This is a genomic window from Blautia acetigignens, from assembly GCF_025566865.1.
Lineage (GTDB): Bacteria > Bacillota > Clostridia > Lachnospirales > Lachnospiraceae > Blautia_A > Blautia_A acetigignens.
In genome coordinates, this window is record NZ_JAOQJM010000026.1 from 20185 (window position 1) to 28188 (window position 8004).

Consider the following 8004-nt stretch of genomic DNA (forward strand, 5'->3'; position numbering starts at 1 on the left):
CAGGCAAAAACACTATAATCATCCCATAAAGTTCAATACAACATCTGTTAAAGATTACGGAAAGCTTTTTAAACTGGCTTTCCGGTCTGGATTTAGTATAACACGAAAGAAGAGGGAAATGAAATGGAAGGTTACAATTTACAGAAAGAAATGAGTGAAGCGATACAGGCTGGTGAAAACGCATTGTGCAGTCTGAGGGCAGCAAGGGAAGAACTTCAGAAAGCTGGGAACTGGGGAATTGTGGATTTGTTTGGAGGCGGATTTATTACAAACCTGATCAAGCATTCCAAAATGGATAACGCTTCCCACCTGATGGAAAATGCCAAGTATGATCTGAAGAAGTTCCAGAAAGAGCTTAGGGACGTGACGATCAATACGGATTTGTCAATTGACTGCGGCGGTTTTCTTACCTTTGCCGATTTCTTCTGGGACGGCGTGGTTGCCGACTGGCTGGTACAGTCGAAAATCAATGATGCAAAGCGTCAGGTCGATGACGCGATTGCACAGGTGGAGCAGATTCTCAGGAGACTGAAGCAGTATTAAAATTTTGAATGGCAAGCTAAATTATTGATTAGATAGAAAAAATGGAGGAAAAAATTATGTTAACACTTATTATAATCGTTTTAATTCTCATGGCAATTTGCAGACCGCGTCGCTACAGAGGCTTTGGCCCGTATCACCATCATCACGGCCCTGGCGGTCCATTTGGTCCTGGCCCTGGCGGACACAGAGGTCCTGGCGGCCCATTTGGCCCTGGTCCAAGATGGTAAATGATTTACAGAGAAAATATTAGAATTGGAATTTGATGACTGGAAATGTCTCTAACATTCTATGTGGAATGCAGGGACATTTCCGGAGAACAATTCAGATTATAAGGATAAAATCCGGAACTTTAATTCTTTGTCAAAGTTCCGGGTTTTTTATGCGTGAAAAGTAATTTGATTTATTTCTTTCTTTGATTATGGAATAAATTTAGGAATACTGCTTCTTATAATTTTCTCCCCAGGCCCACATTGCATCCATGATGGGCTTCAGGCTGTAGCCAAGCTCGGTCAGGGTGTATTCTACTCTTGGCGGCACTTCGGCGTAAACCTTGCGGGTGAGAAGTCCGGATTCTTTCATCTGGCGAAGCTGTGAGGTGAGAACCTTCTGAGATACCGTGCCGATGGATTTGCGCAGCTCACCGAACCGCTTGGTGCCAGTAAGCAGATCGCGGAGGATGAGCACCTTCCATTTATCGCTGATGAGAGTGAGGGTAGTCTCCACGGGGCAGGCTGGGAGATTGGGAGCTGTGGACTGGGATGTTGATTCATTATGTTTTTCCATTGTGATGATACAAATAGTTCTTCAGGACAAGGTGAAATTCCTGACCGGCAGTATAGTCTGCGCGCCATATGGCTGATACGGCGAAATCCCGTAACCGACGGTAAAGTCCGGATGAAAGGAGATAACAATGAATACAGAAATTATAAAAATTGAGAATGTAAATAAAGATAATAATTTTAAAGAAAAAAATAAGATAATGCTTCAGGTGAGAATGCTGACAATGACGGCTGTATTGGCTGCAAACTATGTTATTCCGTCTGTCCACAGAAATGTATTGATATTAGTAAAATTCCGGTGGAAATCGATCAGAATCATTGTCTTCACTGTGGAAGATGTGTGGAAACTTGTCCTGCTCAGGCAATTATGAAGAGAGGACAATAATCGGAGAAAGGACTGGATAGTGGCAGGTATGAACCAAAATGAGAGACGAATTTTCCTGATTTAAGAGCTTTTAAATGAGCGGGAGAATGAAAATTATGGAACAATGTCCATTCCAAGAGAGCGGGAAGATCAGAAACTGCTTTTGCGCGGGCTGATGAATGTTCGAGTGCCGAAGAAAATAAATCCCAGATTTTTGCAGATCCAGGACGAATATTTGAGGGCAGAAATGGAAGAAAAGAATATTCTATTTAAAGAAAAAAATCAGTTGTTTTACAGAAGAAGGATGGCGAAGATCCAGCAGCTGAAAGAGGCGATTGAAGAAGCGGATGCGGTTGTGATTGGTGCAGGAGCCGGGCTTTCTACTTCAGCAGGGTTTGTATATACAGGGGAACGATTTTCGAAATATTTTGGAGATTTTGCGGGAAAATATGGATTTGAGGATATGTACTCAGGCGGATTTTATCCATTTGATTCTTTGGAGGAATATTGGGGGTACTGGAGCAGATATATTTATATTAACCGATATATGAATGCGCCGAAGCCAGTGTACGAGAATCTTTTGAGACTGGTACAGGAGAAGGACTATTTCGTGCTTACAACCAATGTGGATCACTGTTTCCAGAAAGCTGGTTTTGATAAACATAGAATGTTCTATACACAGGGAGATTATGGTCTCTGGCAGTGCAGCAGACCATGCCATCATGAGACATATGATAACCGGAAAATTGTGGAGAAAATGGTAGAAGCACAGGGCTATACTGTGGCAGCAGACGGCACATTACTTGCTCCGCAACGCGCTGCACTGAAAATGACAGTTCCGTCAGAATTAGTACCTCATTGTCCAAAATGCGGCGCTCCAATGACCATGAATTTACGTGCGGACAGTACCTTTGTGGAAGATGATGGATGGCACAAAGCTGCCTCCAGATATGATGATTTCATCCGCAGACACCAGAGAATGAAGGTTCTTTTCCTCGAGCTTGGTGTGGGTTATAACACTCCCGGCATTATCAAATATCCTTTCTGGCAGATGACCGCAGGCAATCCGAAGGCTGTTTATGCATGTATCAATTACAGAGATGCCGCCTGCCAAACGGAATTACAGAACCAGGCGATTTGTATAGAGGGAGATATTGAGAGATTGTGACTATGTAGCCGCTAATATATTAGCAAGGGAAGTATGTTTTGCAGGAGTCGCTCATGAAATATTATCAGAAAGCAGTTTCTACTCCGGGAATACCGTACTATACATATGAAGAAATGCAGCAGGATCTTGCCGCTTTGCAGGCGGAGTATCCTGCTTTTTTGCAGCTGCATTCTGCTGGGAAAAGTGTAGAAGGAAGAGACATTACAGAAGTAATTCTGGGAAATATAGAAAGCAGATTTCATATTCTGATTCAGGCTTCCATGCATGCCAGGGAATATATGAATACAATTCTGATGATGAACCAAATAAATGATTATTTGCGGCAAAAAACTGGAAAATATTTGGAAAATCAATCCTGTAAGCGATACGCTTCATCTCAAGATGTATATGGAATTCATACATTTTCCAGAGATAAAAAGTATATTCATAGAGCTCTAAATAACATCCAAGACATATGCTTTCATATCATCCCCATGGTAAACCCCGACGGCGTCACATTATGCCAAAATATGAATGCAGCACTGGCAAATCCTATCGTAAAAAAGTGTGCAGCAAGCAGGCAGGAAGCAAATAATTTTATCCAGAGGTGGAAAGCTAACGCCCGCGGCGTAGACCTAAACCGAAACTTCGATATAGGCTGGGCGTCCTACATAGGCGCACCTGCTCCATGCGAAGAAGGCTATAAAGGCCCATCCCCAGCCAGCGAACCGGAAACCCAGGCCATTCTTCACACTGCCAGCAAATACAAGTTTGCCTGCTGTATTTCCTATCATTCTTCCGGAAATCTCATTTATTGGGACTACGGCTGTCGCGGAAATCTCCGCCAAAAAGAACTGGCTCTTGCCAACTATGCATCCACCATAATTGGCTATCCTCTCCATTCTACCATCCAGGATGCCGCAGCCACCGCAGGCTGCAGCGACTATTTTGTTCTGAAACTGAAAATCCCCGCTATAACCATCGAAACCGGAGCCGGAGAATGCCCGTTAAGCACAGAAGAATATCCCGAAATTTATAAGAGAAATAATAATTTATGGATAAATCTGTATAGAGTAATGCAATATTTGATATAAAAAAGGGGCGCCTGATTTTCAGGTGCCCGATGTCTTATGCAATCAATTCCTCAAATTTCCCCATCTCCATAGGCTTGTAATAATAATACCCCTGCAGTTCATCGCAGCCTTCCTGAATAAGGAAATCCACCATTTCTTTGGTTTCTACGCCCTCGCAGACGATAAATTTGTTGGTGCGTTTCAGCAGGTGGAAGATTTCCTGAAGTACGATTTTGCCTTTCTCAGTAAGGTCATCAGAGAGGAAACGCTTGTCGATTTTTACCTCGTCAAACAGGATATCCTTCAGTGTATTCAGAGAAGAATAGCCAGAGCCGAAGTCATCCATAGAGATGCGGATATTCTGCTCATGGAAGAACCGAATCATGCTGTTAACTGCCTCAATGTTGTGAATATAAGTAGTTTCCGTAATCTCAAAAACCAGATATTCAGACGGAATTTCGTATTTCTGGATCAGCTGCAAAACCTTTTTCGTAAAGGTATGGATCTTCCGGAAATGAACCGGAGAGACATTTAAAGACAGCGGCAGCAGTTTCAGTCCTGCGCTTCTTCTGTTTGCAAGCCACTGGAAAGCCGCCTCATAAACATAGTAATCCAGAGCCTCGATTTCCCCTGTTTCTTCCAGAATCGGAAGGAAACTATCCGGGAACCACAGCTCCCCATCTGCACGTTTCCAGCGAATCAGCACCTCGGCACTGGCAATTTTCTGGCTCTTTCCGCTGATCTTTGGCTGGAAATAAATCTGGAATTCTTTTCGTCCAAGCGCTTCCAGATAATGGCGCTGTTTTTCCAGTCCGCATACTTTATTAATGATGTAAAAGTGATTAAAATCTGTTAAGTTTAAAGGCACGAGGAACCCTCCTTTTTTGAATGGTTACAGGAACGGACATACTGTGCAGGCAGGTGTCCGCAGTAAGTTTGGTTACAAAGGTTAGTATAGCCTAACGAGTAGTATAACACTCATTCCAGGAATACGGTATAGAAAATACCTTGTTGATAAACTTTTTCAGTATTCAAAACAGGAGGGCGTTTTTTGCAGGGGAAAAATATCTTCAACAGCATTTATTTTGCCAAAGGCCTGTGTTACAATGCTTTAAGTACATATGAATATAGAAAGAACGGTAAAAAAATTTATGAGCAGTTTATCAGAACAGATAAAGAAAAACAATGCGTCTGCATTCACCCACAGTGGAAAATTCCACGCAGACGACGTATTTTCAGCCGCATTGCTGCTGTACCTGAATCCGGAAATCAACATTTCCAGAGGAAATAAGGTTCCGGAAGACTTCGACGGCATTGTTTTTGACATTGGGCGGGGGCAGTATGACCATCACCAGAAGGACAGCCGCGTCCGGGAAAACGGAGTGCCTTATGCGGCATTTGGACTTCTCTGGGAGGCTCTTGGAGAGAAAATTCTTGGTCAGGAACTGGCGGAAAAGTTCGACCAGTCCTTTGTGCAGCCCCTTGATAACAACGACAATACAGGGGAGAAAAATGAGCTTGCCACATTGATCGGCAACTTTAATCCGGCGTGGGACGCACAGGGCGGAAACGATGAAGCCTTCTTCCAGGCCGTAAGTGTAGCCGGGATGATTCTGGAAAATAAGTTCGAGCGGTATCGTGGAAATGAGCGTGCAGATAAGAGGGTGGAGGAACTTCTGGAAGCCCATGAGAAGGCAATTCTTTCCGGGAAAAAAGGAAAAGAAGAGTCGAAAATTCTGGCTTTACCTGAGTTTGTTCCCTGCCAGAAACGGCTGTCTGAGACGGAAATTGCTTTTGTGATTTTCCCCTCAAACAGAGGTGGATACTGCATTCAGCCGCAGAAAAAAGAGTATTCCCTGAACTATAAATGCAGTTTTCCAGTGGAATGGCTGGGCCTGGAAAATGAGAAACTGATAGAGAAAACCGGGCTTGAAAGTGCAGGATTCTGTCATAAGGGCGGCTTTCTTATGACTGCCGGAACCCTTGAGGACGCCATAAAAGCCTGTGAAATCAGCTTGGAAGAGTTCCATGAAAAGCCCATTATTGTGAACTTCGGCGGAGATTTTTCCGTTGATGAACTGCTTCTGCAATTGCCCAAACTGCAATCTGCAAAGGTGGTTCACATTGATTTCCCAGAGCTTCCGGAACTGGAAATGCAGGGCATTTACGGGGAAATCCTGATGGAAAGACAGGAGTGGAAAGCAGCTGTGAAGGATCAGGTAAAGATGATTCTGAAGTATAAACCAGAAGCTGTTTTTGTAGGAAATAACACATTTGCGGCGTACCCAGTGGTGCACATGCTGCGGAAAAAACACATTCCAGTTCTGACATTAGCCGAGAAAAATGGGGAGCAGATTCTGGTGAGAATCCCCTCTGGTTCGTAATAAAAAACAGAAAATATGTGACATATTTCAGCGGAATTTAATTGTGCTTGGAGTATGCTTGAAAATATGATAAGAAACAGGAGTTAAAAATGACGGAAGAGAGAAGACAGATTACAGGACATATCCTTGCCTGCGGAACCCAGATCATGTGGGGAGCAACGTTTGTATCCACTAAGGTTTTGCTTAACTATTTTTTGCCTGCGGAGGTATTGTTTACCCGCGCGGTGCTTGCATTTCTGGCGCTGCTGATCTTTTATCCCCATCATCTGAAGCTGAAAAATCCCAGACAGGAGCTTGCGTTTGCAGGTGCAGGATTATTCGGGATCGTGCTGTATTTCATGCTGGAAAACACGGCGCTGACCATGACATATGCTTCCAATGTGGGGATTATTGTGGCATGTGCACCCTTTTTTGTGGCAGTAATGGTGGGGATTTTCTTTAAAAATGAGAAGTCTGGACTTTACTTTTATATTGGATTTGTAATTGCCATAGCAGGTGTAATTCTGATTGGTATGAACGGACAGAAAAGCTTCAATTTGAACCCGCTTGGAGACGGCCTTGCATTCCTGGCCATGATTTCCTGGGGCGCATATTCTGCCCTTGTGAAAAAGATCGGGGAGTGGGATTATCCGACTATCGCAGTGACAAGAAGAATCTATTTCTATGGAATTATTTTCCTGATCCCTGTGCTGATTCAGCAGAAAGCGTTCTGGAATCCGGACCTGATCCGCAATCCTCAGGTTGTGGGAAATTTCCTTTTCCTGGGACTGGGGGCAAGTGCACTTGGCTTCCTGTTATGGAACCTGGCAACCAAATGGATCGGCGCTGTGAAAACCAGCGTGTACATTTATGTATCACCGGTGGTGACAGTCGTGCTGTCCGTGTTTGTTCTCCATGAAAAAATGACAGTGGCATCCGTAATCGGCTCCGCGTTGATTTTTGCGGGATTGATCGTTTCCCAGAAGAAGACCACGCCGGCTGTGGATGTACAGGAGAGCTAAGTGTTGAGGTAAAATACAGATAACAAAAAGACTGGTATTCTACGTGCTGCATTCAAACTTTCTAATTGAATGAGCATGTAGGATACCAGTCTTTTTTATTCCAATCCAGTTATTTTATCAGGAAAAATTTAGTGGCAGGAATGACTTCCGCATCCATGATCCCCGCAGCTGTGACCTTCCTCATGATGGTCATGGTGATTGCAATGTACATCCGGATCATATCCCAGATTGCCTGCAAGCAGTGCGTTCACCGCATCATCAGCACTTCCGCTGACACCGCCGAAAAGACGAATGCCTGCCTGCGCAAGTGCATTCTGTGCACCGCCGCCGATACCGCCGCAGATCAGGGTATCCACCCCATGCTGCACCAGAAATCCAGCCAGCGCACCATGTCCGCTTCCGTTGGTATCAACCACTTCTGCGTTCACAACTTTGCCGTCTGCAACCTCATAGATCTTGAATTCTGCTGTGTGTCCAAAGTGCTGGAAAATCTCTCCGTTTTCATAAGTTACTGCAATTTTCATAGTAAAATCTCCTTCTCCATTAATCATACTCCCAGTATACCGCTGAAATACTTTATTTTCAATGATATTTACCTAGAGCGTGTTTGAAAAATCATTCCTGCAATCTGCACGCCCCACTTTGCGGTATATTTTGCCCGAATTCAGTTGCCGTAGCCCGCTACGGCGCCCTCATCCGGACAAAATCTCCCA

The 8004-nt window shown here is 44.1% G+C and carries 12 protein-coding genes and 1 riboswitch; of the genes, 8 read left to right on the plus strand and 4 right to left on the minus strand.

Annotated features, from left to right (window positions below; genetic code table 11):
• Positions 1-123: 123 nt before the first annotated feature.
• Both OCV70_RS17960 and OCV70_RS17965 read left to right on the plus strand, forming a co-directional pair.
• Positions 124-543 (plus strand): hypothetical protein, encoded by a 420-nt coding sequence (locus OCV70_RS17960; protein ID WP_021924865.1) that lies wholly within the window; start codon positions 124-126, stop codon positions 541-543.
• A 56-nt stretch (positions 544-599) separates the two neighbouring features.
• Positions 600-770, plus strand: coding sequence for a hypothetical protein (locus OCV70_RS17965; RefSeq protein WP_021924866.1), 171 nt, complete (start codon positions 600-602; stop codon positions 768-770).
• Between the two features lie 202 nt (positions 771-972).
• On the opposite strand, the gene OCV70_RS17970 is transcribed toward OCV70_RS17965, so the two are convergent.
• Complete coding sequence (locus OCV70_RS17970; protein ID WP_021924867.1) at positions 973-1326, minus strand: winged helix-turn-helix transcriptional regulator; 354 nt, start codon at positions 1324-1326, stop codon at positions 973-975.
• Between the two features lie 13 nt (positions 1327-1339).
• Positions 1340-1453: riboswitch (FMN riboswitch) on the plus strand.
• A 104-nt stretch (positions 1454-1557) separates the two neighbouring features.
• On the opposite strand from OCV70_RS17970, the gene OCV70_RS19980 reads away from it, so the two are divergent.
• The 3 genes from OCV70_RS19980 to OCV70_RS17985 all read left to right on the plus strand — a co-directional run bounded on the left by OCV70_RS19980 (position 1558) and on the right by OCV70_RS17985 (position 3927).
• Entirely contained in the window at positions 1558-1707 is a 150-nt protein-coding gene (locus OCV70_RS19980) for a 4Fe-4S binding protein (protein WP_117849463.1), read from the plus strand.
• A gap of 283 nt (positions 1708-1990) precedes the next feature.
• Positions 1991-2854 (plus strand): SIR2 family NAD-dependent protein deacylase, encoded by an 864-nt coding sequence (locus OCV70_RS17980; RefSeq protein ID WP_173767861.1) that lies wholly within the window; start codon positions 1991-1993, stop codon positions 2852-2854.
• 53 nt (positions 2855-2907) lie between these two features.
• Positions 2908-3927, plus strand: a complete 1020-nt coding sequence (locus tag OCV70_RS17985) for a M14 family zinc carboxypeptidase (RefSeq protein WP_173767843.1) — start codon at positions 2908-2910, stop codon at positions 3925-3927.
• Positions 3928-3961: 34 nt separating this feature from the next.
• Here the strand turns inward: OCV70_RS17985 and OCV70_RS17990 are convergent, their stop codons facing one another.
• Entirely contained in the window at positions 3962-4774 is an 813-nt protein-coding gene (locus OCV70_RS17990) for an EAL domain-containing protein (protein WP_262579965.1), read from the minus strand.
• 283 nt (positions 4775-5057) lie between these two features.
• Between OCV70_RS17990 and OCV70_RS17995 the strand changes: the two genes are divergently transcribed.
• Positions 5058-6290: an MYG1 family protein gene (locus tag OCV70_RS17995; protein ID WP_021924872.1), complete on the plus strand. Its 1233-nt coding sequence runs from the start codon at positions 5058-5060 to the stop codon at positions 6288-6290.
• Positions 6291-6379: 89 nt separating this feature from the next.
• On the plus strand, positions 6380-7291 hold the full coding sequence (locus OCV70_RS18000; protein WP_021924873.1) for a DMT family transporter: 912 nt from the start codon (positions 6380-6382) through the stop codon (positions 7289-7291).
• A 128-nt stretch (positions 7292-7419) separates the two neighbouring features.
• On the opposite strand, the gene OCV70_RS18005 is transcribed toward OCV70_RS18000, so the two are convergent.
• Both OCV70_RS18005 and OCV70_RS19985 read right to left on the minus strand, forming a co-directional pair.
• The gene (locus OCV70_RS18005; RefSeq protein ID WP_021924874.1) at positions 7420-7815 is read right to left on the minus strand and encodes a NifB/NifX family molybdenum-iron cluster-binding protein; all 396 of its coding nucleotides are present in this window, start codon (positions 7813-7815) and stop codon (positions 7420-7422) included.
• 68 nt (positions 7816-7883) lie between these two features.
• Positions 7884-7955 carry a DUF6783 domain-containing protein gene (locus OCV70_RS19985; RefSeq protein WP_334292274.1) on the minus strand — a complete coding sequence of 24 codons (72 nt, stop codon included), beginning with the start codon at positions 7953-7955 and terminating at the stop codon, positions 7884-7886.
• Here OCV70_RS19985 and OCV70_RS19990 point away from each other — a divergent pair.
• Positions 7941-8004: DUF6783 domain-containing protein (locus OCV70_RS19990; RefSeq protein ID WP_334292275.1), on the plus strand; the 64-nt coding region annotated here is incomplete at its 3' end. The genes OCV70_RS19985 and OCV70_RS19990 overlap by 15 nt on opposite strands.

Excerpts from the sequence above, each read along its gene's own strand:
- OCV70_RS17960 (WP_021924865.1), top strand. The coding sequence starts at position 124 with ATGGAAGGTTACAATTTACAGAAAGAAATGAGTGAAGCGATACAGGCT.
- OCV70_RS17965 (WP_021924866.1), top strand. The coding sequence starts at position 600 with ATGTTAACACTTATTATAATCGTTTTAATTCTCATGGCAATTTGCAGA.
- OCV70_RS17970 (WP_021924867.1), bottom strand. The coding sequence starts at position 1,326 with ATGGAAAAACATAATGAATCAACATCCCAGTCCACAGCTCCCAATCTC.
- OCV70_RS17980 (WP_173767861.1), top strand. The coding sequence starts at position 1,991 with ATGGCGAAGATCCAGCAGCTGAAAGAGGCGATTGAAGAAGCGGATGCG.
- OCV70_RS17985 (WP_173767843.1), top strand. The coding sequence starts at position 2,908 with ATGAAATATTATCAGAAAGCAGTTTCTACTCCGGGAATACCGTACTAT.
- OCV70_RS17995 (WP_021924872.1), top strand. The coding sequence starts at position 5,058 with ATGAGCAGTTTATCAGAACAGATAAAGAAAAACAATGCGTCTGCATTC.
- OCV70_RS18000 (WP_021924873.1), top strand. The coding sequence starts at position 6,380 with ATGACGGAAGAGAGAAGACAGATTACAGGACATATCCTTGCCTGCGGA.
- OCV70_RS18005 (WP_021924874.1), bottom strand. The coding sequence starts at position 7,815 with ATGAAAATTGCAGTAACTTATGAAAACGGAGAGATTTTCCAGCACTTT.